The organism is Variovorax sp. Root473, assembly GCF_001426505.1.
Lineage (GTDB): Bacteria > Pseudomonadota > Gammaproteobacteria > Burkholderiales > Burkholderiaceae_C > Variovorax.
On record NZ_LMEV01000003.1, the window covers coordinates 34094 to 55123 of the forward strand.

Annotated in this window: 21 protein-coding genes and 3 tRNA genes; 10 read left to right on the forward strand and 14 right to left on the reverse strand. The window is 67.4% G+C overall.

Annotated features, from left to right (window positions below; genetic code table 11):
* Positions 1-204: a DNA-directed RNA polymerase subunit omega gene (rpoZ, locus tag ASD34_RS04490; RefSeq protein WP_013543330.1), complete on the forward strand. Its 204-nt coding sequence runs from the start codon at positions 1-3 to the stop codon at positions 202-204.
* 93 nt (positions 205-297) lie between these two features.
* A complete protein-coding gene (locus ASD34_RS04495; RefSeq protein WP_056573338.1) occupies positions 298-2541 on the forward strand; it encodes a RelA/SpoT family protein in 2244 nt (747 codons plus the stop codon).
* A gap of 9 nt (positions 2542-2550) precedes the next feature.
* Here ASD34_RS04495 and greB read toward each other — a convergent pair whose 3' ends face one another.
* A complete protein-coding gene (greB, locus tag ASD34_RS04500) occupies positions 2551-3132 on the reverse strand; it encodes a transcription elongation factor GreB (protein ID WP_056573341.1) in 582 nt (193 codons plus the stop codon).
* 98 nt (positions 3133-3230) lie between these two features.
* Here greB and ASD34_RS04505 point away from each other — a divergent pair, with 98 nt between their 5' ends.
* Positions 3231-3791, forward strand: a complete 561-nt coding sequence (locus ASD34_RS04505; RefSeq protein WP_235509973.1) for a thermonuclease family protein — start codon at positions 3231-3233, stop codon at positions 3789-3791.
* Positions 3792-3861: 70 nt separating this feature from the next.
* Here the strand turns inward: ASD34_RS04505 and ASD34_RS04510 are convergent.
* Positions 3862-3938, reverse strand: a tRNA-Arg gene (locus ASD34_RS04510).
* A 216-nt stretch (positions 3939-4154) separates the two neighbouring features.
* Here ASD34_RS04510 and ASD34_RS04515 point away from each other — a divergent pair.
* Positions 4155-4562 (forward strand): HU family DNA-binding protein, encoded by a 408-nt coding sequence (locus ASD34_RS04515; protein ID WP_056573344.1) that lies wholly within the window; start codon positions 4155-4157, stop codon positions 4560-4562.
* 183 nt (positions 4563-4745) lie between these two features.
* Here ASD34_RS04515 and ASD34_RS04520 read toward each other — a convergent pair.
* The 3 genes from ASD34_RS04520 to ASD34_RS04530 all read right to left on the reverse strand — a co-directional run bounded on the left by ASD34_RS04520 (position 4746) and on the right by ASD34_RS04530 (position 6858).
* Positions 4746-4822: transfer RNA gene (locus ASD34_RS04520), tRNA-Arg, on the reverse strand.
* Between the two features lie 169 nt (positions 4823-4991).
* A complete protein-coding gene (locus tag ASD34_RS04525) occupies positions 4992-5864 on the reverse strand; it encodes a hypothetical protein (RefSeq protein ID WP_157609625.1) in 873 nt (290 codons plus the stop codon).
* A gap of 67 nt (positions 5865-5931) precedes the next feature.
* Entirely contained in the window at positions 5932-6858 is a 927-nt protein-coding gene (locus tag ASD34_RS04530; RefSeq protein WP_056573351.1) for a LysR family transcriptional regulator, read from the reverse strand.
* A gap of 62 nt (positions 6859-6920) precedes the next feature.
* On the opposite strand from ASD34_RS04530, the gene ASD34_RS04535 reads away from it, so the two are divergent.
* Positions 6921-7325, forward strand: coding sequence for a carboxymuconolactone decarboxylase family protein (locus tag ASD34_RS04535; RefSeq protein ID WP_235509974.1), 405 nt, complete (start codon positions 6921-6923; stop codon positions 7323-7325).
* Positions 7322-8143 carry a hypothetical protein gene (locus ASD34_RS04540; RefSeq protein ID WP_056573357.1) on the forward strand — a complete coding sequence of 274 codons (822 nt, stop codon included), beginning with the start codon at positions 7322-7324 and terminating at the stop codon, positions 8141-8143. Before ASD34_RS04535 ends, ASD34_RS04540 begins: the two co-directional genes overlap by 4 nt.
* Positions 8144-8283: 140 nt before the next feature.
* Here the strand turns inward: ASD34_RS04540 and ASD34_RS27415 are convergent, their stop codons facing one another.
* From ASD34_RS27415 to ASD34_RS04555, 4 genes are all read right to left on the reverse strand, one after another.
* Positions 8284-8454, reverse strand: coding sequence for a hypothetical protein (locus ASD34_RS27415; RefSeq protein ID WP_157609626.1), 171 nt, complete (start codon positions 8452-8454; stop codon positions 8284-8286).
* Between the two features lie 88 nt (positions 8455-8542).
* Positions 8543-9508, reverse strand: coding sequence for a Bug family tripartite tricarboxylate transporter substrate binding protein (locus tag ASD34_RS04545; protein ID WP_056573361.1), 966 nt, complete (start codon positions 9506-9508; stop codon positions 8543-8545).
* Between the two features lie 47 nt (positions 9509-9555).
* Entirely contained in the window at positions 9556-9921 is a 366-nt protein-coding gene (locus ASD34_RS04550; RefSeq protein WP_056573364.1) for a hypothetical protein, read from the reverse strand.
* Entirely contained in the window at positions 9918-11318 is a 1401-nt protein-coding gene (locus ASD34_RS04555; RefSeq protein WP_056573367.1) for an acyclic terpene utilization AtuA family protein, read from the reverse strand. Before ASD34_RS04555 ends, ASD34_RS04550 begins: the two co-directional genes overlap by 4 nt.
* Positions 11319-11407: 89 nt before the next feature.
* Here ASD34_RS04555 and ASD34_RS04560 point away from each other — a divergent pair, with 89 nt between their 5' ends.
* Positions 11408-12319, forward strand: a complete 912-nt coding sequence (locus ASD34_RS04560; RefSeq protein WP_056573370.1) for a LysR family transcriptional regulator — start codon at positions 11408-11410, stop codon at positions 12317-12319.
* A gap of 70 nt (positions 12320-12389) precedes the next feature.
* On the opposite strand, the gene ASD34_RS04565 is transcribed toward ASD34_RS04560, so the two are convergent.
* Together ASD34_RS04565 and hrcA are read right to left on the reverse strand one after the other, a co-directional pair.
* A tRNA-Ile gene (locus tag ASD34_RS04565) sits at positions 12390-12466 on the reverse strand.
* 35 nt (positions 12467-12501) lie between these two features.
* Positions 12502-13509 carry a heat-inducible transcriptional repressor HrcA gene (gene hrcA, locus ASD34_RS04570; RefSeq protein ID WP_056573374.1) on the reverse strand — a complete coding sequence of 336 codons (1008 nt, stop codon included), beginning with the start codon at positions 13507-13509 and terminating at the stop codon, positions 12502-12504.
* 31 nt (positions 13510-13540) lie between these two features.
* Here hrcA and ASD34_RS04575 point away from each other — a divergent pair, with 31 nt between their 5' ends.
* Genes ASD34_RS04575 through rapZ form a run of 3 tightly spaced genes read left to right on the forward strand, consistent with a single transcriptional unit; the run spans position 13541 to position 17040 of the window.
* Entirely contained in the window at positions 13541-14446 is a 906-nt protein-coding gene (locus tag ASD34_RS04575) for an NAD kinase (protein ID WP_056573377.1), read from the forward strand.
* A 36-nt stretch (positions 14447-14482) separates the two neighbouring features.
* Positions 14483-16165 (forward strand): DNA repair protein RecN, encoded by a 1683-nt coding sequence (recN, locus tag ASD34_RS04580; protein ID WP_056573380.1) that lies wholly within the window; start codon positions 14483-14485, stop codon positions 16163-16165.
* A gap of 2 nt (positions 16166-16167) precedes the next feature.
* Entirely contained in the window at positions 16168-17040 is an 873-nt protein-coding gene (rapZ, locus tag ASD34_RS04585; RefSeq protein ID WP_056573382.1) for an RNase adapter RapZ, read from the forward strand.
* Between the two features lie 15 nt (positions 17041-17055).
* Here the strand turns inward: rapZ and mutY are convergent, their stop codons facing one another.
* From mutY to mutM, 3 genes are all read right to left on the reverse strand, one after another.
* On the reverse strand, positions 17056-18090 hold the full coding sequence (mutY, locus tag ASD34_RS04590; protein ID WP_200937523.1) for an A/G-specific adenine glycosylase: 1035 nt from the start codon (positions 18088-18090) through the stop codon (positions 17056-17058).
* A gap of 40 nt (positions 18091-18130) precedes the next feature.
* Positions 18131-20104, reverse strand: coding sequence for a dynamin family protein (locus ASD34_RS04595; protein WP_056573385.1), 1974 nt, complete (start codon positions 20102-20104; stop codon positions 18131-18133).
* A gap of 103 nt (positions 20105-20207) precedes the next feature.
* Positions 20208-21023, reverse strand: a complete 816-nt coding sequence (gene mutM / locus ASD34_RS04600; RefSeq protein ID WP_056573389.1) for a bifunctional DNA-formamidopyrimidine glycosylase/DNA-(apurinic or apyrimidinic site) lyase — start codon at positions 21021-21023, stop codon at positions 20208-20210.
* Positions 21024-21030 lie beyond the last annotated feature (7 nt).

A 21030-nucleotide genomic window follows, 5' to 3' on the forward strand; every position in this document is an offset into this window, starting at 1 on the left:
ATGGCCCGCATCACCGTCGAAGATTGTCTCGTTCAGATTCCGAACCGCTTCCAGCTCGTTCTCGCCGCGACCTACCGCGCGCGCATGCTGAGCCAAGGCCACGCGCCCAAGATCGAGAGCAAGAACAAGCCCGCCGTCACTGCCCTGCGCGAAATCGCCGAAGGCAAGATCGGCATCGAGATGCTCAAGAAAGTGCCGGGCTGATCTGACGCAGCCCTGCAACGAAAAGGCACCGCATTGCGGTGCTTTTTTTACGTCTGGACGCGTCCACAGAGCGGTCACGCTAAAGTGATAGCCATGAGCGCGGTCGCCAAACCCCCGTCCCCTACGCCGAAACCGAGTCCGGCGGCGCTGAACGCGGCCGCCGCGAGTTTTGCCGCGTTGACGGCTCGCCTCGATTACCTGAGCGCCGAAGACACCGAGTTGGTTCGCCGCGCCTACCGCTTCGCGGACGAAGCCCACCTCGGGCAGCTGCGCAACAGCGGCGAGCCGTACATCACCCATCCCATCGCCGTGGCGGCGCAGTGCGCCGAGTGGAAGCTCGACGCGCAGGCGCTCATGGCCGCGCTGCTGCACGACGCCATCGAAGACTGCGGCGTCACCAAGCCGGAGCTCATCGAGCGCTTCGGCGCCCCGGTTGCCGAGCTGGTCGACGGACTCACCAAGCTCGACAAGCTGCAGTTCAACACGCGCGAAGAAAACCAGGCCGAGTCGTTCCGCAAGATGCTGCTGGCCATGGCGCGCGACGTGCGCGTCATCCTGGTCAAGCTGGCCGACCGCACGCACAACATGCGCACGCTGGCCGACGCGCCGCGCGAAAAGTGGGCCCGCATCTCACGCGAAACGCTCGAGATCTACGCGCCCATCGCGCACCGGCTGGGCCTGAACCAGACCTACCGCGAGCTGCAGGACCTGTCATTTCGCCACCTCAAGCCCTGGCGCTACACCACGCTGGCCAAGGCCGTCGCGAAGGCCCGCGGGCGGCGACGCGACCTGATCCAGAAGGTGCAGAAAGAGGTCGAGACGGCCTTCTCCGCCGCCGGCATGACGCTGCGCATCGCGGGCCGCGAGAAAACGCTCTATTCCATCTACCGCAAGATGGAAGAAAAACACCTGAGCTTCGCGCAGGTCACCGACATCTACGGCTTCCGGCTCATCGTGCCGAACGTGATCGCCTGCTACACCGGCCTGGGCATCCTGCACCAGATGTACAAGCCGCTGCCGGGCAAGTTCAAGGACCACATCGCGATCGCCAAGCTCAACGGCTACCAGTCGCTGCACACCACGCTGGTGGGCCCTGCCGGCGTGAGCGTGGAGTTCCAGCTGCGCACCGAAGCCATGCACGTCGTGGCCGAATCGGGCGTCGCAGCGCACTGGCTCTACAAGGCCGCCGAACCCAACGCTGCGAGCAACGACCGGCTGGGCACCAAGTGGCTGCAGTCGCTGCTCGACATCCAGGACGAGACACGCGACGCCGCCGAGTTCTGGGACCACGTCAAGGTCGACCTGTTCCCGGATGCCGTCTACGTCTTCACACCCAAGAGCCAGATCATGGCGCTGCCGCGTGGCGCCACGGTGGTCGACTTCGCGTACGCCATCCATAGCAACATCGGCGATCACACCTCGGCCGCGCGCATCAACGGCGACCAGGTGCCACTGCGCACAGAACTGAAGAACGGCGACGTGGTCGAAGTGATCACTGCCCCAGTGTCGACACCCAACCCTGCGTGGCTGGGTTTCGTGCGCACCGGCCGGGCGCGCTCCAAGATCCGCCACTACCTGAAGACGCTGGCGCATGCCGAATCCGAAGGCCTGGGTGAGAAATTGCTGGCGCAGGCGCTGCGCGCCGAAGGCCTGGGCAAGCTGCCCGAGGAAGACGACGAACACCAGGCGCTGTGGGAGAAGCTGCTGCGCTTCACCGGCAACCGCACCCGCGCCGAGCTGCTCACCGACATCGGCCTGGGCAAGCGCATCGCCAGCATCGTCGCCAAGCGGCTCATGGCGCTGCTGGCCGAGATCGGCGAGCGCCCCGACGCCCTCCTCCTGAGCCGCGAGCGCTTCACGTCGCACGAGGCCGTGTCGCAAGGCGCGGTGACGCTCGACGGCAGCGAGAACTCCTCCGTGCGCTTTGCGCAGTGCTGCCGACCCATTCCCGGCGACCAGATCGTCGGCTACCTCGGGCACGGCGAGGGGCTGGTGGTGCACACCGACGACTGCGGCGTGGGCCAGCGCCTGCGCAACAAGGACAGCGAACGCTTCTTCGCGGTCGAATGGGCCGACGAGCCCACACGCGCCTTCGAGACCGGCGTGGTCATCACCGTGCGCAACGACAAGGGCGTGCTGGCCCGCGTGGCGGCCACCCTGGCCGATGCCGAGGCCGACATCACGCACGTGGAAATGGCCGACGAGACGCCGCAGGATTCAACCGACCTGCGCTTCGTGATCGCGGTGCGCGACCGCACGCACCTCGATGCCGTGCTGCGCGCCGCGCGCCGGACCGCGTCGGTGCTGACCGCGGCGCGGACGATTCCGGCGCCCTGACCTTCTTCGTCAGTTCGCCGGCGTGCGCGGCGCCGGGTAGCTCACCGACAGAATCTCCACCTCGTGCGCCCCGCCAGGCGTGATGAGTTTCACCACGTCGCCCTCGCGCGCTTTCAGCAACGCACGCGCGATCGGGGAAATCCAGCTGACCTCCGACTTGGCACTCTCGGCTTCGTCAATGCCGAGGATCGTGACGCTGCGCTCCTCGCCGGTCTCGTCGGCATAGCGGACCGTGGCGCCGAAGAAGACCTGGTCGCTGCCATGGTGCACCGACGGGTCGGTGATCTCCGCGATCTCGAGCCGCTTGCCGAGGAAGCGGATGCGCCGGTCGATCTCGCGCAGGCGCTTCTTGCCGTAGAGGTAGTCGCCGTTCTCGGAGCGATCGCCGTTCTTCGCAGCCCAGTGCACGGCCTCGACGACCTTCGGACGCTCCTCGTCCATCAGCTGCAGCAGTTCGTCGCGCAGCCGTGCGTAGCCCTCGGGCGTGATGTAGTTCTTGCTGCCGGCCGGCAGCGGGGGCGCGGCACCGCCTGCGCCGTCCTCATCGTCGTCCGCATCGGCGTCCGACTCCTTGGTGAATGCCTTGTTCAATGCAGAGCCCTTCAAATCGGAAATACTGGGCGCCCTTGCCGCGCCCTCCAAGCGGGCAAGTTTGCCGCAACCGCAATGCCCAGGAGACAGGAGCCCCCGTGATCGCCACCAGACACTTCTCACGCCGCTGCTGCGTCTCGGCGAGACTTCATTTTGGCGTTCTCGCGGCCCTGGCCGGCACGCTGAGCGCCCTTCCCTTCAGCACCCAAGCCAGAACACAGACCTGCTTCATCGTGAGCATCCACAGCGGCGACACCGCGACCGCCCGCTGCGGCGACGCAACCAACGCCAGTGCGTGGCGCCGCCTGCGCCTGCAGGGCATCGAGGCGCCAAAACCTGGGCAACCCTTCGCAGAGCAGGCTCGGCAGAAGATGCACGACATGGTCCGCTTGAAGCCGGCGGACGTCGACTGCGACGATTTTGCATCTCACGCCCGCGAACGCGTCTGCCGCGTGATGGTGACGCCGGATTCAGCCCCCAATGGCCCGAGGACGCTCGACGCAGGCTTGGCACTGCTCACTGTCGGATTGGCACGCTGGCAGCCCGCGCAGGCGCAGCGCCTGTCGCCGCAGGAGCGCGGGCAGTATGAATTCGCGGAGGAAGAAGCCAGGGCCAAGCGAGCCGGCCTCTGGAAAAACGCGCGACCCGCGCGTCCTTGATGCGGGGCACGGTGCAATGAGCGGCCAAAGAAAAAGGGTTAGCTCGAAAAACGAGCTAACCCTTGAAGAGTGGTGCGGCTGGCAGGAATTGAACCCACGACCCCTTGGTTCGTAGCCAAGTACTCTATCCAACTGAGCTACAGCCGCACAGCTTTCGATTATAGCGTGTTTTTTCGCCCGTCCCAACCTTTGTGATTGAAAGCTGAAAATGCGAACGACAGTGGTCCTCAATGTGGCCTGTTGCAGTGCATCGGGGCCGCCTCGCGCCAAAGAGGCCCGTCCGACCCGGTACACTCCGCCCCGCCCGGAATAAGCCTGGGCCGCCGTAGGCAACACGGCGCCATACCATCCAAGGAATACTGAATGAACCGCATCGAACTGGTCGAGAAGATCGCCACCACCCACAACCTGAGCAAGGCCGAGGCCGCACGCGTCCTCGAAACGATCACCAGCAGCGTCGTCGCTGCCGTGAAGAAGGGCGACTCGGTCCAACTGGTCGGCTTCGGTACTTTCAAGCAAGTCGCACGCGCCGCACGCTCGGGCTTCAACCCCCAGGCCGGCACCAAGATCAAGATCGCAGCCACCAAGGTGCCGAAGTTCGTCGCTGGCGCCGCCTTCAAGGCCGCCATCGACCCCAAGGCCGCCAAGCGCAAGGCCGAGAAGGCCGCCGCTGCACCCGCTGCCAAGAAGGCTGCTCCCAAGAAGGCTGCTGTCACCAAGGCCGTCGTCGCCAAGGCTCCCGCCAAGAAGGCCGCTGCCAAGAAGAAGTAAGTCCGGCGCGACGACAACTGCACAGGCCTGGCCTGACGGCTGTCCGTATCGACGTCAGGAAGCCGCCTTCGGGCGGCTTTTTTATGGACGCCTGCCGCGCAGCGAATGCGAGCGGCGAAACCTTTGCGAGGGCCTCAAACGAAAATAGCCTGGAAGAGAAACCCTTCCAGGCTATTCGAGAGATGGTGCGGCTGGCAGGAATTGAACCCACGACCCCTTGGTTCGTAGCCAAGTACTCTATCCAACTGAGCTACAGCCGCGCAGCCTTGCATTCTACCCCGTCGAAAGCGCTGTTTCGGCGAGCCTTTCAAAAAAGCTTCGCGGCCTCGCGATGCGACGGTCTCGGACCGGCTCGGGTCGCCCGGGCGGCTTCGGCGGACGATGCGCCCACCGATGAACCTCGTCACCCAACGCGAGCCCAGCGTCAGGTCACCTATCGCGCAATTTCGCGATCCCGAAGCCCAATGCCACTGCCGTGCACAAAAAAGCCAGCACGGCCAGCCAGGCAGCGCTGGTGAGGTAATAAGCACCCAAGGCCACACCCGCGGCCACGAAAGCGCCCAGCCATTCCAATGCGGGATCGAGCCAGTTCCCGGCAACGTTCAGTTGGGGGTTTGCGAATCCGCGACCCTGTGCTCCGGCCTGCTGCGTTGAAAGGGGTTTGCGGGCCTTCCTCTGCCGCGGGTCGGGGAAACGCTCTCGCAGCTTCGCCGGGGGCCAGACGCCATCGCTCGATGAAGCGAGGCCGGCCAATGTCCAGATCGGATCCGTGTCGTGCCTTGCCAGATCCGCCGTGAGGCTTGCGAGTGCCTTGCTGTCCTGCAGATGGTCGATGTCGTCGAGGTCGGCGCGCAGCCATGCCTCGGCATCGCCGGCGTCCGGCAGGCCGGCGGTGCGCAGCAGGATGTGGTCTGCGAAGTGCTGCGCAATCAGCGCTTCAAAGGATTCGTAGATCGGACGAAAGCGTTCGCCGACGGCACCGATGACGGCTTCGCGCCGCTCCGTCAGCCGCGCAACCGCCGTGGCCTTGTCGACGACAAGGTAGGGGAACGTCGCCTCGGCGCCGAAGTCCGCCAGGCATTCCTCGCGATCGATCGTCGAGGCTTCATCGCTGATGTCGTACGCGTCGATGAAGCGCGCATGCCGGATGTCGCCTGCGCTGAAGAGCGCCCGCCAGAACAACGGAAAGAACGCGTTGGCTTCCAGCTCGGCACCAGGGCCGAAGAAACCGCGCCATTCGTCGCGGCTGCCTTCCGGCATCCGGGGCAAGGAAGAACTGGACAGGTAAACGGGATGTGACATGCGCCCCCTTCGATGTGGGATGTTGCGGCCGGGGCATCTTGGTCGGGCAGTTGACGACGCCCTGGCGTCAACGGGCGGACCTGGACTTTGCCTTGCGTTGCGCCTCGACGCCGACGAATTCGAGAAACCGGGCCAGCAGGGGCGACGGGTTGTCTTTGGCATAAGCGACCGCGATGCCGCTGGTCAGGCCGCGTGCTTCTGCCTTGAGCGGCCGGAAGACGACGCCCTTGCGCTTGACGTTCTGCAGCGACGCGGAGATGAACGCGATGCCCCGTCCCTCCGCAATGAGCCCCAGCAGGATGTGGTGGTCGTCGGGTTCTGGAACCGTTCGGGGCTGGAAGCCGATCCGCTCGAAGAACGCCTGGCAATGGTCGTAGAAGCCGGGATTCAGCCGGCGCTCGAACCGGAAGATTGATTCGCCGCGCAGGTCGTCGAAGCCCAGCCCGCGTTTGCGCGCCAGCGGATGGCTCGCCGGCAGCGCTGCGATGACGGGCTCCTCGCGCAGTGTCCGCACCTCAAGCCCGCGTGCCTCCGTGTGCAAGCCGATGAAGGCCACGTCCATCGCTCCATTCTTGATGTCGCGCACGAGGTTGATCGAGTGCTTGCCCTTGCTGACGATTCGCCAGTCCGGAAAGCGCTTCTGCAAGGGCTCGAACACATCGGGAATGGCGCTTCGGTCGAAGACGGTCGTGTAGCCCACGACGAACTGGCCGCCCTTGGCACCGCTCGCGGCCCTCGCGGCCGCCACCGCCTTGTCCGCCTGCGCCAGCGTCAAGCGCACTTCCGGCACCAGGGCGGCGCCGGCCCGCGTCAGCGTCATGCCGACCTTGGTGCGCACGAACAGCGACACGCCGAGCTGTTCTTCCAGCTGACGAATCTGCCGGCTCAACGGGGGCTGGGAGATGTGCAGGCGGGCAGCCGCGCGCCCGACGTGCAGCTCCTCGCTGACTGCGAGGAAGTACCGGAACTGCCGCAGGTCGATCGCTCCATTCATACCAAAAAGGTATCACATAAAAGGTATTGGATGCGCGTGCGTCGCCTTCGTAAATTGCATCCATGAACACACACGAAAGCAATCCGATGGCCGATGAACGGTATGCGCGCGGCTGGGCCAAGCTCAAGGAAGTCGATGGCCAGGCGGGCGAGAACGTCATCGACAGCCTCAAGGACATCGCCCCCGACTTCGCGCGCCTGCTCATCGAGTTTCCGTTCGGCGACATCTATTCGAGACCGGGGCTCGACCTCAAGGCGCGCGAACTGTCCGTGGTGGCGGCACTCACCGCCATGGGCAACGCCTTGCCGCAACTCAAGGTGCACATCCACGGCGCCCGCAACGTGGGTTGCACCCGGCAAGAGATCGTCGAAGTCATCATGCAGATGGCCGTCTATGCCGGCTTTCCCGCGGCGCTCAACGGCCTGTTTGCGGCCAAGGATGTCTTCTCCGAGGAGGTGCCGGCATGAAGCCGTTCTTCCGCGCCACATGCCTGGTTCTTCTCATGGCGATCTTGCGGGGCCAGCCCGCCCTGGCTCAACCGCGACCGGCCGGCACGTGGACGCTGGACCGCACGGCCAACCACGAAGGCCTCGGCTCACCGGTCGGCATGGCCTACGACGCGAGCGGCAACCTTTACGTTGCGAACTGGTCCGCCGGCAACGTGATGCGCTTTGCGCCCACCGGCGAGCGCACGGTCTTCGCCAGCGGGCTCAGCGGCCCCTCGGGGTTGGCCATCTCGTCCAAGGGCGATGTCTATGTCGCCTCCTACAACGAAGACCTGGTGTGGCGCTTCACGCCCCGCGGCGACCAGGCCGTTTTCGTGCGAGGGCTTGCGACCCCCGCGGGGTTGTCTTTCGATGCCCGCGGCCGCTTGCTGATCGCGAATCGCAGGACCCACCAGATTCTTGCGGTGCGCCCGGACGGAGCGATCGACGTTGCGGCGGATGGTCTGCAGACACCGGTCGGTGCCGTCGAACTTCCCAATGGCGATCTGCTGGTCAGCAATATCGCCGGCGGAGTTTCCCTGGTGTCGGGCGGACTGAAGGCCAGGGCAATCAACACCGACCTGCGCAGCCCCGGCCCAGGCATCGTTGCAGCAGGCGCGGACGCCGCCTATGTGGTCGACTACGGCGGCACCACCGTCAGCCGCATCGACCGGAACGGCGTTCGCGAGGTCATCGCCGACGGACTGAGCAGCCCGGTGGGTCTGGCCAGCGCACCGGATGGCAGCCTGACGGTGGCGACCTGGGGCGCAAACGCCACCTTCCAGATCCGTCGACCATGACGCTGCGCATCGACTTGGCGCTTGGGAAAGCTGACGTTCCCGCCAGGGCAGAACGGGCTTGGCCATGGCATTGGAAATCGCTGCATCGGCATCGACGCGCAGCATGAAACACCTGGCCATGAGGTCGTTGGCTGCGCGGGTCACCTAGGGCGCGCCGGCACTCGCACCAGGCGACGCAGCGCCGCGAGGCCCAGGCCCATCGCCTTCGGGGCCTTCGCGATGTCGACCAGCTCGTACATGGAGGGCGGGCGCCATTTGTCCTTCAGCCACACGTTGGTCTCGTCGGGAGTGCCGGGGAACCGCGCGCTCACACCGCACCTGGCGAACTTCCACCCACTCGCGGGAATGAGCTGGTGCGTGTCATTTTGCGCGGCGCCGATCTGCGCTACGGCGCCTGCGTCATTCCGCTTCGATGCCCGCGGCCTTCACGATGCGGCCCCACTTCTGCGATTCGCCGACCTGGAACTTGGCCAGTTCTTCAGGCGACGAGGTGAACACCTCGGTGCCGGTCGGTTCGTAGAACGCGGTCTTGGCCGACTCGCTCTTCGCCGCCTTCACAAGCAGTTCGTTCAAGCGCTTGACGACGGCGGGCGGCGTCTTCGCGGGCGCGTAGGCCGCGAACCAATAGCCCATCTCGTAGCCCTTCACGCCAGCTTCGGAAATCGTGGGCACGTCGGGCGCGAGCGGCGAGCGGCTCGCGCTCGACATGCCCAGCGCGCGCAGCTTGCCGCCCTTGACCTGCGGCAGGCCCGTGGCGGTGTCGGTGATCATCATGTGAATCTGGCCACCGAGCAGGTCGGTCACGGCCAGCGTGTTGCTCTTGTAGGGCACATGCAGAAGCTTGATGTCGGCCATCTGCTGCAGCAGCTCGCCCGCCATGCGGCTGGACGAACTGCCGCTGCCGAAGCTGTACTTGCCCGGTTCCTTCTTCGCAAGCGCGACGAACTCGGACACCGTCTTCGCAGGGAACGACAGGTTCACCACCATGATCTGGCCGCCCTTGCCGAGCGCGGCGACGGGGGCGAAGTCTTTCACCGGGTCGTAAGGCAGCTTCTTGAACAGGTGCTCGTTGGCCGCATGCGTGGTGTTGGTGGTGATGAGCACGGTGTAGCCGTCGGCCGGGGCCTTGGCCACGTTCTGAGAGGCGATGAAGCCGCTCGCGCCGGCCTTGTTGTCGATGACGACGGGCTGCTTGGTCTCGGCGGTGATGGCGTTGCCGAGCGCGCGCGCGATCTGGTCGGTGGCGGTGCCGGCCGCGAACGGCACGACGAAGGTGATGGACTTCTCGGGAAAGGCCTGTGCGTGGCCGAGCAGCGGGGCCGCCGCGAGTGCAGCGGTCAGTACAGCAAGGGGAAATCGTTTCATTGTTTTGTCTCCGGATGGATGAGTAAGGAAAAAGGGGAACGCCGCGGCTACGGCCCGGCCAGCAGCGGCTCGAGCGCACGCGGTATTTGGACCGGCATGTCGAGCAGCAGGAACGAGAGCGCCTTGCCATGCGCATCAAGGTTCAGCGCATCGTTCACGCCGCCGTCGAGCACCGCATCGAGCACGAAGTTCATCGCGTGCAGCCTGGGCAGCACGAAGCGCTGCACCTGCGAGGGCGCGCGATGGCGGAACTGCGCGGCCACGCGCTCGGGCGTGAGCTGTTCGAGGAGCAGCGGATAGAACTCGGCGCACCATGCGATCACGCTGATGTTGGAGCGGTCGCCCTTGTCGCCAGTGCGGCCGTGGGCTGCGCGGTAGAGCGGGACTTCGATCATGTCGTCTGTCGTGTTCATGCCAGCGCCTTCGCATCGAGCAGTTCGAAGCGCACCGGCACCGATTCGCGCGGCAGCAGGCACGAGAGCGTGTTGAGCCGTGGCGTGAGCGCGGTGCGCACGCCGCCACCGCCCGCGGGGCCGCAGGTGTAGAGCGCCGTCACTTCGCACGCCAGGCGCTCGGCCTGTGCGCGGTCTTCGTGCGTGGCGGCGACGCGCAGGCGCACGTCGCGCAGGCCGGTGTCGGGTATTTCCGGCATGCTGGCGAGTGCGCGGCCGGCATCGTCGCCGAGGATGCTCAGCGCGCCGATGAGGTCCACGCGCAGCGCGAGACCGTCGAGCCGCTTGCGCAACACCTCCGCTGCGAGCCGGGCGCGGGCTTCGGCGCGCGGGCCCGCGTACGAGATTTCGCCCTCGGCCAGCCAGCCGCCTTCGTGGCAGACATTGACCTTGTAATGGCTCGGCCGCACATGACCGCGCACGCCGGAGAGCTCGACTCGGTCCTTGCCGGGCAAGGCACGCACCTCGGCTTCGGCGATATCCGCGACCACGTCGGGTGTCAAGTAGGCGCCAGGGTCGTGTACTTCGTAGAGCAGTTGCTCCTTCACCGTGGCTTCGCTCACGAGTCCGCCGGTGTGGTCAGCCTTGCCGATGGTGCAGTGGCCGTCGGCGTCGATCTCGGCGATCGGAAAGCCCACCGCTTCGAGCCCCGGCACGTCCTTGTAGCCGGGATCGGCGAAGTAGCCGCCGCACACCTGCGCGCCGCATTCGAGCAGATGGCCTGCCATCGTCGCGCGGCCAAGGCGGTGCCAGTCGTCGGCGCGCCATCCGAAGTGCGCCATGGCTGGGCCCACTGCGAGCGACGGGTCGGCGACGCGGCCGCACACGACGACCTGCGCGCCCGCATCGAGCGCGGCGGCGATGGGCTCGGCCCCGATGTAGGCGTTGGCACTGACGACGCGCAAACCCTCGACCTGCGGGCCAAGCGCGTCCTTGAGCAGCGCGCGATGCGCGGCGTCGGAAAGGTCATCGCCTTCCACCACCGCGATGCGCGGCGCATCGGAGCCCAACTCGCGCGCCATGCGGGCGATGTGCCGCGCTGCCGCACGCGGATTGGCCGCGCCGAAGTTGCTCACGATGCGGATGCCATGCGCGAGGCAACGCGCCAGCACCGGCCGCAGCATCGCATCGAGCAGCGGCTCGTAGCCGGCATGGGGGTTGTCGCGGCGGCGCAGCTGCGCGAGCGCCAGCGTACGTTCGGCCAGCGTCTCGAAGATCAGGAAGGCGCGCTGCCCCGTGGGCCCGTTGGCGAGCCGCGCGATCAGCGTATCGACCACCGGCCCTGCCGCATCGGTGCGGTCGCCGGAGAAACCAGCCGCGCAGCCGATCAGCAAAGGAGGCAGTGAGGGAGCAGTCATTGAATGCGGAATGTAGGCAGGCAGCCGCAATCCGTAAAATCGAAATTACGGATCGATTGATCTGCATTTCAAATAAGAAGCCCCGCAACATGAGAAAGACGCCCGACCTCTCCACGCGGCAGTTGCGCGCCTTTCTGGCTCTGGCCGAGCACCGCAACTTCACGCGCGCGGCGCAGACCAGCCACCTGTCTCAGCCCGCGTTCAGCGCGCTGATCCGCGCCCTTGAAGACGCCGTCGGCACGCGTCTCTTCGACCGCGACACGCGCAGCGTGCAACTCACGCCCGAGGGCCGGCTCTTTGAGAGCGCGGCGCGCCGCCTGCTCGACGACATGGGCAGCGCGATGGGCGACCTGGCCGACCACGTGGAGCGCCGCAAGGGGCGCGTGCGCATCGCTGCCCTGCCCTCGCTCGCGGCAGGCTGGCTGCCCACGGTGTTCGCGGAATTCATGCAGGCCTGGCCCGGCATCCGCATCGACCTGGACGATGCGCTGTCGGACGCCTGCATTGCCCTGGTACGCAGCGGCCAGGCCGACTTCGCGCTCGCGGCGTCGGGCGCGACGGCCGATAGTGACCTGCTGGCACGCAAGCTCTGCACCGATCGCTTTCATCTCGTGTGCCGCGCCGACCACCCGCTCGCACGCGAGCCGCGCCTCACGGTGAAGAAGATCGCCCCATGGCCCTTCATCCAGATGGCGCGCAACAGCAGCGTGCGGCAGGCGCTCGACGCGGCGCTGCACCCGCTGCGGCTCAACGCGGTGTTCGAGGTGGAGCACCTGGCTACCGTGATGGGGCTGGTGGAGGCCGGGCTGGGCATCAGCGTGGTGCCGGCGCTCACGCTCTTTCACTTCCAGCGCGAGACGCTGGTGACGCGGCCACTGCCGCTGCCCGCGCTCACGCGCACGCTGTACCTGGTGCAGCGGCGCGAAGGCAGCCTGTCAGTGGCGGCACAGACGCTGCACGATTTGGTGGTCGCACGGCTGGGGTCGCTGCAGCTGGATTGAGTCCGCAGAAACAAAAAGAGCTTGCTATCCAATAGATAGCAAGCTCTCTCGCCGTGACGGCATTTTCTGGTGGTAGGCCGTGATGGGCTTGAACCATCGACCAACGGATTATGAGTCCGCTGCTCTAACCAACTGAGCTAACGGCCCACGCGGGCACGATTCTATGCGCCGCGCGCGGCCGGCTACTTGCGGTAGCTCAGCGCGTTGCTCACCAGGCGCGAGGTGATGTCGACGATCTGGATCATGCGGTCGTACGGCATGCGGGTCGGGCCGATCACGCCCAGCGTGCCCACCACCTGGCCGTCGACCTCGTAGTTGGCGCTGACGATGGACAGCTCCTCGAACGGCACGACCTGGCTTTCGCCGCCGATGAAGATGCGCACGCCCTCGGCCTTGCTCGACACATCGAGCAGCCGCATCAGCTGCGCCTTCTCCTCGAAAAGGTCGAAGGCGCGCCGCAGCTGCCCCATGTCGCTGGAAAAATCGGTCACCGACAGCAGGTTGCGCTCGCCGGAAATCACGACGTCGTCGGCCTGGGCGTCGGTGAGCACCTCGGAGCTGACCTTCACGGCCGCCTGCATCAGCGCCGCAATCTCGCCGCGCAGCTTCTCGACTTCGGACTGCAGCCGGTCGCGCACCTGCTCGATCGTCAGGCCCGCGAAATGCGCGTTGATGTAGTTCGAGGCCTCGACCAACTGCGACTGCGAATAGTCGGACTCCGGAAAGATCACGCGGTTCTGTACATCGCCATCGGGCGACACGATGATCACCAGCAGGCGCCGCTCCGACAGGCGCAAAAATTCGATCTGCTTGAACACCGAAGCGCGCCGGGGCGCCATCACGACACCGACGAACTGCGACAGGTTCGACAGCAGATGGGCGGCATTGGCGATCACCTTCTGCGGCTGATCGGCCGCCAAGCTGGGGGCGCTCATCTGCTCGCGCTGCGCGGTCAGCATGGTGTCAACGAAAAGCCGATAGCCGCGCGTGGTCGGCACGCGTCCGGCCGAGGTGTGGGGGCTTGCAATGAGCCCCAGCGCCTCGAGGTCGGACATGACGTTGCGGATGGTCGCGGGCGAGAGATCCAGTCCCGCCGAACGCGAGAGCGTGCGCGAGCCGACGGGTTGCCCATCGGCGATGTAACGCTCGACCAGCGTCTTCAACAGCAACTTGGCACGGTCGTCCAGCATTGCAAGATTTTAGTGTTGTAATTTGTGAGCTATGACCTCTCGCTTTCGTCACGTCGCCCTGATCGGCAAATACCAGGCTTCCGGCGCCCGGGCGCAGGCCGATGCGCGCGACGGCGTGATGGAGGGCATCGGCGCCTTCCTCGAATCGCAGGGTTGCACGGTGTTCGTGGAGCGTTCGTCCTGTGAGGACACCGACGCCCCGCCGCACCCGCGCTACCAGGCGCTGTCGGTCGAAGAAATCGGCCAGCGCTGCGACCTTGGCCTCGTGGTCGGCGGCGACGGCACCATGCTCGGCATCGGCCGGCAGCTCGCGTGCTACGGCATCCCGCTGATCGGCATCAACCGCGGGCGGCTGGGCTTCATCACCGACATCCCGCTGGACAACTACCAGGCCACGCTGATCCCGATGCTGGCCGGCGAATACGAGGAAGACCACCGCAGCCTGATGCACGCGCAGGTGATCCGCGACGAGGCCGTGGTGTTCGACGCGCTCGCAATGAACGACGTGGTGGTCAACCGCGGCGCCACCTCGGGCATGGTCGAGATGCGCGTGTCGGTGGGCCGTCATTTCGTGGCCAACCAGCGCGCCGACGGGCTGATCATCGCGTCGCCCACGGGCTCGACCGCCTATGCGCTGTCGGCCGGCGGGCCGCTGCTGCATCCGGCGGTGCCGGGCTGGGTGATGGTGCCGATCGCGCCGCACACGCTCTCGAACCGCCCCGTGCTGCTGCCCGACGCCGACGAGATCGTGATCGAGCTGGTGAGCGGTCGCGACGCCAGCGCCAATTTCGACATGCAGTCGCTCGCCTCGCTCGCCATCGGCGATCGCGTGGTGGTGCGCCGCTCCGACTTCCGGGTGCGCTTCCTGCACCCGCGCGGCTGGAGCTACTTCGACACACTGCGGAAAAAACTCCATTGGAACGAGGGAGGCTCCTGAATGCAGGACCACGCCCCAGCTTGAGGACGAACTGAGATGGCTTTGAGACGCATCGCACTGCGCGACTTCGTGATCGTGCGATCCCTTGAACTTGACCTGTCCGCCGGCTTCACGGTGCTGACCGGAGAAACCGGCGCCGGCAAGTCCATCCTGATCGACGCGCTGCAGCTGGCGCTGGGCAACCGCGCCGACGCCGGCGCCGTGCGCGAAGGCGCCGAGCGGCTCGACGTGAGCGCCGAGTTCGACGCCGACCCGGCCTTGGCCGGCTGGCTCGACGAAGGCGGCTTCGAGGCTGGCGACGGCCTGCTGCTGCGCCGCACGGTCGACCTGCAGGGACGCAGCCGCGGCTGGATCAACGGCAGCCCCGCCACCGCCACGCAGCTGCGCGACCTGGGCGACCGCCTGCTCGACATCCACGGCCAGCACGCCTGGCAAAGCCTGACCCGCCCCGAGGCCGTGCGCGGCCTGCTCGACGCCTACGCGGGCGCGCGCACCGACGCGCTCGACGCCGCCTGGCAGAGCTGGCGGCAGGCGCTCTCGGCGCTCGAGCACGCACGCTCCGCGCAAGACTCGCTGCAACGCGAGCGCGAGCGCCTGCAATGGCAGATTTCCGAAGTCGCCAAGCTCGCGCCGGGCGCCGACGAGTGGGACGAACTCTCGGCCCACCATTCGCGCATCTCGAACGCGCAGGCGCTCATCGACGCCGCCCAAGGCGCGAGCCAGGCGCTCGAAGACGACGACAACGGCGCCCTCGCCGCCCTCACACGCGCCGCGACGCTGCTGCAGAACTGCGAACACATCGAGCCCGAATTCCGCACGCTGGGCGAGGTGCTGGCTTCCTGCGTGGCGCAGGCCTCGGACGCGGCCCACTCGCTGCACGGCTACCTGCGCGACACCGACACCGATCCCAAGACCCTCGCCGAACTCGACGAGCGCATGGGCCTGTGGATGTCGCTCGCGCGCCGCTACAAGCGCACGCCGGCCGAGCTGCCCGCGCTGCTGGCCGGCTGGCAGGCGGAGCTGCAGGCACTCGACGCACAAAGCGACCTCGAAGGCCTGGAGCGCGCCGAGCAGAACACGCAACAGGCCTACATGAAGGAAGCCAAGGCCCTCGGCAAGATCCGCAAGCAGGCGGCGCCGCGCCTGGCCCAGGCGGTCACGCAGGCGATGCAGGGCCTGGGCATGCAGGGCGGGCGTTTCGACGTCGAACTGCAGCCGCTCGCACAACCTGGCCGCGCCGGCCTTGAAGAAATCTCGTTCCTGGTGGCCGGCCACGCCGGCAGCACGCCGCGCGCCATCGGCAAGGTGGCCTCGGGCGGTGAGCTCTCGCGCATCGCCCTGGCCATCGCCGTGACGACCAGCGAACTGGGCGCCGCGCAGACGTTGATCTTCGACGAGGTCGATGCAGGCGTCGGCGGCGCGGTCGCCGAGACCGTGGGCCGCCTCATGAAGCAGCTCGGCCGCGACCGTCAGGTGCTCGCAGTGACCCATCTTCCGCAAGTGGCGGCCTGCGCCGACCACCACCTCGTGGTCGCCAAGCGCCAGACGACGGCGGCCGGCGCGGACGGCCCGCGCACCGAAAGCGGCGTGTCGCGCCTGGCGGCCGACGACCGGCCGCGCGAAATCGCCCGCATGCTGGGCGGCGAAAAGGTGTCGGCCACCTCGCTGGCCCACGCGCGCGAAATGCTCGGCCACAAGACGCCGGCGACCGCCCCATGAACATGAACCTCGACCTCGTCCTCATCACCGGCATGTCGGGTTCCGGCAAGTCGGTGGCGCTGCACGCGCTGGAAGACGCCGGCTACTACTGCGTCGACAACCTGCCGCCCGAACTGCTCACCGCCTTCATCGCGCTGCAACACGAGCAGCAGGCCACGCGCGTGGCGATCGCGATGGACGTGCGCAGCGGCGTGTCGCTGCCGATCGTTCCGCAGCAGCTCGAAGCGCTGCGCGCCGACGGCGTCTCGCTGCGTTCGCTGTTCCTCGACGCGACCACCGACGCGCTGCTGCGCCGTTATTCGGAAACGCGCCGGCGCCATCCGCTCTCGCGCCAGGAAAGCCGCACCGACGTGCCCGAGCAGCACCGCGTGCTGGTGCAGGCCATCGAACTCGAACGCGAGCTGCTGGCCGACCTGCGCGACGGCGCCGACGTGATCGACACCAGCCTCATCCGCCCCGCCCAGCTGCAGAGCTACATCAAGGGGCTGATCTCGGCGCCGCAGAACGCGCTGACGCTGGTGTTCGAGTCCTTCGCCTTCAAGCGCGGCGTACCGCTCGATGCCGACTACGTGTTCGACGTGCGCATGCTGCCCAACCCGCACTACGTGCCGACGCTGCGCGCGCTGACGGGTCGCGACGAGCCGGTGATCGAATGGCTGCGCGAGCACGACGACGTGGCGCGCATGTTCGACGACATCGAGCAGTTCCTGACGCACTGGCTCGATGCGCTGGCACGCGACCACCGCAGCTACGTGACGGTGGCCATCGGCTGCACGGGCGGACAGCACCGGTCGGTGTTCCTGGTCGAGCAGCTGGCACGCGCCTTCGGTGCCCGGTGGGGCGCGCTCAAGCGCCACCGCGAACTCGACGCCTGACGGCGACGAAGGCCTTCAGGCCCCGGAAGTTTCCAGCAGCTTGCGCATCGGCGCGGGCAGCCCCAGCCGGCTCCATTCCTGCGCCTCGACCCAGCGCGCGCCCTCGCCTTGCGGCTGGACGCCCTGGAGCAACACGGGGTGCAGGTGCAGGTCCTTGTGGGTCAGCACGTGCACGAAGGGCGGCAGCTCCTGCGTGTCATGCGCGGCGCCCGACGGCAGGGCTGCGAGCAGATTGTCGTGGCTGTCGAAGACTGGCAAGCAATGCAGCCCCGCCCAGATGCCCTTGGCGGGCCGCTTCTCCAGCCACACGCGCCCTTGCGCGTCGCGCGCCAGGAGCACCCACAGCGACTGGGCGCTGCGCTTAAGCTTGCGCGTCTTCACCGGGTAGCGCTCGGGCGCGCCCTGGCGCAGTCCCACGCAGCTGGCGTTCACCGGGCAGATCATGCAGCTGGGCTTGCGCGGCAGGCAGACCGTGGCGCCCAGGTCCATCAGGCCCTGCGTGTAGTGCGCCACCGCCTCGCGCTGGCCGTCCGGCGGCAGCAGCTGCGTGGCGAGGTCCCACAGCGCGCGCTCCTGCGCGGCCGACGACATGTCGCCGTCGAAACCGAGCACGCGCGTCAGCACGCGCTTCACGTTGCCGTCGAGGATGGCCACGCGCTCGCCGAAACAGAAGGCCGCGATGGCCGCAGCCGTCGAACGACCGATGCCGGGCAGGGTCACGAGTTCGGCGGCGGTGTGCGGGAAGGCGCCGCCGAAGCGCGCGACCACCTCCTGCGCGCAGCGGTGCATGTTGCGCGCGCGGCTGTAGTAGCCCAGCCCGCTCCACAGGCCGAACACCTCGTCCTCGGTGCCGGCGGCCAGCGCCGCCACGTCGGGGAAGCGCTCGAGAAAGCGCGCGAAGTAGCCGAGCACCGTCGTGACCTGCGTCTGCTGGAGCATCACCTCCGAGAGCCAGACGCGGTACGGATCGCGCGTGTTCTGCCACGGCAACTCACTGCGACCGTGGCTGCGCTGCCAGCGCACGACCTGTGCGGAGAAATCGGGGGGCAGCGACAGAGGTGGGGAGACGGCCGCCCGCGCGGCGGTGCGCTCAGGCCGCACGCAGTTGCTCGCCCGCGATGGCGGCGGCCGCAACAGGCGGCTGGCTGCCGTGCTGCGCGATCAGCGAGGTGAACTCGTGCAGCCGCTCCTGCAGCGCGGCCAGGTGGCTTTCTTGCGCGGCGATCTCGGCCAGCCGGTCGTCGAGGCTGCCCGCGGCGTTCTGGATGCGCTCGATCGCCTCGATGCGCTTGCTGAAATTGCGACGGCGCTCCTTGAGCTGCGCATCGATCTGCGCGCTCGCGCCCTTGCTCCAGCGCTCGACCTCGGTCATGGCGGCTTCGTTGACGAGCCGCAGCCGGCTGGCCAGTGCGCGCACCAGCTTGTCGCAGAAGTCGGCCTGCGCGAGCTTGATCAGGTTGCCTACGCCCAGGTAGTGGATGTGGCTGCGCTCGATCTGGCCCAGCTCCTGCTCGAAGCCGCTCAGGTCGGGCTCGGCCGGCGCCTGCAGCGTGAAGCCCTGCTCGGCGTTGAGCTGGCGGAAGGTGGCGTGCAGCATCGACTGGATCTCGGCCGTCGTCGCCTGCACTTCGCGCAGGTTGTTGCGCAGCGCATCGAAGGTTTCGCCGTACACCTTGCGCACGTTGAACTTGACGCCGGGGCGCTTGAGCGCCGCGGCCAGCTTGACCATGTCGGCCTTGAGCGCCGTGCGCCCGAGCACCGCGTACACCTCGCGCAGCAGCTTGCCCTGCACCGAGCGCAGCGCCAGGATGCGGGTGTTGCTGCCCTCGAATTCAGCATGTTCCTGGTCGATGCGCGCACGCATGTGGCGGATCACCGACACGTTCTTGCCACGCAGGCCCTGCAGTTCGAGCGCCTGCTCCGACAGGTCGCGCTGGCGCACCTTCAGCAGGCGTTCGGCCTCGGTGCGCAGCGCGGTCATGCCGGCATCGACCGCCAGCCGCAGCATGGTCTCGCGCTTGCCGAGCACGCCTTCGCCAAGCAGCGCTTCGAGTGCCGGCAGACGGCTGGCTTCGAGCAGCGCCGCGTCGTGGCCGATCTTGGCCTGCAGGCCCTTCTGCGCGGACACCGGCAGCACCTGCGCCAGCGGCACTTCGAGCAACCGAGCCGCGCCTTCGCGCTGGCGCTCGATCTGCTGCGCAATCTGCACCGGGGTGCTCAGCGTGTCCCACAGCGTGTCGATCTTGTTGAGCACCACGAAGCGCGTGTCGTGGCTGTCGTCGCCGGTGATCAGGTGCTCGCGCCAGATCGACAGGTCGGAGCGGGTCACACCCGTTTCGGCGCCCAGGATGAAGACCACGGCATGCGCCTGGGGTATCAGGCTCACGGTGAGTTCGGGCTCGGCACCGATCGCGTTCAGGCCGGGCGTGTCGAGGATCACGAGGCCCTGCTCGAGCAGCGGGTGCGGCATGTTCAGCACCGCGTGGCGCCAGCGCGGAATCTCGACGCGGCCTTCGGCGTCCTGCACCGGGTTGTCGTCGGGCGTCTCGGGGTTCCAGAAACCGAGCGCGCGGGCCTCGTCCTTGCTCACCCAGCGGACTTCGGCCACCTTGCCCATGGCCTGAGCCAGTTGCTCGGCGTCGCCCACCTCGATGGGCAGCTCGGTCCAGCGTGTGGGCCGCGCGCGCCAGTGGGCGAGCGAGTGGGGTTCCAGGCGGGTTTCGATCGGCAGCAGGCGCAGCTTGGGCGCCAGGGCGGCGTCGTAGCCCAGCTCGGTTGGGCACATCGTGGTGCGCCCGGCGCTGGCCGGCATGATCCGCCGCCCGTACCCGGCAAAGAAGATCGCATTGATCAGCTCCGACTTGCCGCGCGAGAACTCGGCCACGAAGGCCACCATGACCTTGCTGGTGCGGATCTGGTCTTCGAGGGCGCGCAGCCGTTCGGCCACGGCCTGGTCGAGCAGCTCGTTGTCGGTCAGCCAACGGGACAGCCACTGAAGGCGGCGGGCGAAGTTGCTCCGCCAGGCGCCGTGCTGATCGAGCTGTTGGTTGAAAGAGCGGCTCAAGGGGAAGATGTAAGTAAGAATTTACAAATATAACATCGCCGCATGGCGAACGGGGTACCGGCAGGAGTTTGCCCCGAAGCAGCCGCCACGGGGCCCACCTTCCCTAGGATTTCTGGCAATGGGGGCAGTAATAAGTAGAGCGCTGCCCCTGTTTCAACAGCCGGATCGGCGTGCCGCACACCCGGCACGGCTCGCCCGCGCGGCCGTAGACGGTCGCTTCGAGCTGGAAGTAGCCGCTTTGCCCATCCACGTTCGAGAAGTCGCGCAGGGTGCTGCCGCCCTTCTCCACCGCCCGCGCCAGGATGTCGCGCACCGCCGCATGCAGCTTGGCCGCGCGCGGCCGGCTGATGCGCGCCGCCGACAGGGTCGGCCGGATGCCAGCCATGAACAGCGCCTCCGATGCGTAGATGTTACCCACGCCCACCACCACGTCGCCCGCGAGCAGCACCTGCTTGATGGCCGTGCGGCGCTTCTTCAACCCGGCATGAAAGGCATCGAGGTCGAAGGCATCTCCCAGCGGCTCCATGCCCAATCCACCGAGCAGCTTGAGGGCCCAGGGCGCCTCTTCGTCGTCCACGTAGACCACGGCGCCGAAGCGACGCGGGTCGTTGAGCCGCAGGGTCCCGAGTTCGGTGACGAGGTCGAAGTGGTCGTGCACGCCGGGCTCCGGCAGGTGGATGTCGAAACGCAGGCTGCCCGACATGCCCAGGTGCAGCAGCAACAGCCCGCGGTCCAAGTCGATCAGCAGGTATTTTCCGCGGCGGCGCACCTCGCGCACGCGGCGCCCGACCAGCGCCTGCGGCAGCACCATCAGCGCCCAGCGCAGCGGCTTGCCGATGCGCACGGACTCGATGCGCGCGCCGGCGATGCGCTCGGCAAAGCCGCGCCGGGTGACTTCGACTTCGGGTAGTTCAGGCATGAAAAGT

Excerpts from the sequence above, each read along its gene's own strand:
- rpoZ (WP_013543330.1), top strand. The coding sequence starts at position 1 with ATGGCCCGCATCACCGTCGAAGATTGTCTCGTTCAGATTCCGAACCGC.
- ASD34_RS04495 (WP_056573338.1), top strand. The coding sequence starts at position 298 with ATGAGCGCGGTCGCCAAACCCCCGTCCCCTACGCCGAAACCGAGTCCG.
- ASD34_RS04515 (WP_056573344.1), top strand. The coding sequence starts at position 4,155 with ATGAACCGCATCGAACTGGTCGAGAAGATCGCCACCACCCACAACCTG.
- ASD34_RS04525 (WP_157609625.1), bottom strand. The coding sequence starts at position 5,864 with ATGTCACATCCCGTTTACCTGTCCAGTTCTTCCTTGCCCCGGATGCCG.
- ASD34_RS04530 (WP_056573351.1), bottom strand. The coding sequence starts at position 6,858 with ATGAATGGAGCGATCGACCTGCGGCAGTTCCGGTACTTCCTCGCAGTC.
- ASD34_RS04535 (WP_235509974.1), top strand. The coding sequence starts at position 6,921 with ATGAACACACACGAAAGCAATCCGATGGCCGATGAACGGTATGCGCGC.
- ASD34_RS04540 (WP_056573357.1), top strand. The coding sequence starts at position 7,322 with ATGAAGCCGTTCTTCCGCGCCACATGCCTGGTTCTTCTCATGGCGATC.
- ASD34_RS04545 (WP_056573361.1), bottom strand. The coding sequence starts at position 9,508 with ATGAAACGATTTCCCCTTGCTGTACTGACCGCTGCACTCGCGGCGGCC.
- ASD34_RS04550 (WP_056573364.1), bottom strand. The coding sequence starts at position 9,921 with ATGAACACGACAGACGACATGATCGAAGTCCCGCTCTACCGCGCAGCC.
- ASD34_RS04555 (WP_056573367.1), bottom strand. The coding sequence starts at position 11,318 with ATGACTGCTCCCTCACTGCCTCCTTTGCTGATCGGCTGCGCGGCTGGT.
- ASD34_RS04560 (WP_056573370.1), top strand. The coding sequence starts at position 11,408 with ATGAGAAAGACGCCCGACCTCTCCACGCGGCAGTTGCGCGCCTTTCTG.
- hrcA (WP_056573374.1), bottom strand. The coding sequence starts at position 13,509 with ATGCTGGACGACCGTGCCAAGTTGCTGTTGAAGACGCTGGTCGAGCGT.
- ASD34_RS04575 (WP_056573377.1), top strand. The coding sequence starts at position 13,541 with ATGACCTCTCGCTTTCGTCACGTCGCCCTGATCGGCAAATACCAGGCT.
- recN (WP_056573380.1), top strand. The coding sequence starts at position 14,483 with ATGGCTTTGAGACGCATCGCACTGCGCGACTTCGTGATCGTGCGATCC.
- rapZ (WP_056573382.1), top strand. The coding sequence starts at position 16,168 with ATGAACCTCGACCTCGTCCTCATCACCGGCATGTCGGGTTCCGGCAAG.
- mutM (WP_056573389.1), bottom strand. The coding sequence starts at position 21,023 with ATGCCTGAACTACCCGAAGTCGAAGTCACCCGGCGCGGCTTTGCCGAG.